At 42.2% G+C, this 282-nt stretch carries 1 protein-coding gene; it reads left to right on the forward strand.

Going from position 1 to position 282, the window contains the following annotated elements:
- Positions 1 to 282: hypothetical protein (locus DDR33_RS25805; protein ID WP_158280712.1), on the forward strand; the 282-nt coding region annotated here is incomplete at both ends.

The following is a 282-nucleotide window of genomic DNA, read 5'->3' on the forward strand; positions in this document are numbered from 1 at the left end:
CTGTGATGAAGATGCTTTAAATAAATGTTATCATGTAGAATACGTATCTGAGTATTGCCCTGAGAAAGGCGCTTCGCTGCTGAAGATTACCAATAACCCTCCCGATAGCAAAGCTCTCCTCGATGACGATGGAAATGCAGTGACACAGGTTGCTTTGCTTGAATTACCTGAGGAATATAAAGTAAGAGGTAAATCCTTCTATGTAAAGTTTTCTAAAGATGAGAGCAGGTCGGCTACTAACCGAGAAATCTGCCCGTCGATCTTCGGTCCGGTTGAAGTTTT

Source organism: Pararcticibacter amylolyticus (assembly GCF_003130405.1).
In the GTDB taxonomy this organism is placed as follows: Bacteria; Bacteroidota; Bacteroidia; order Sphingobacteriales; family Sphingobacteriaceae; genus Arcticibacter; species Arcticibacter amylolyticus.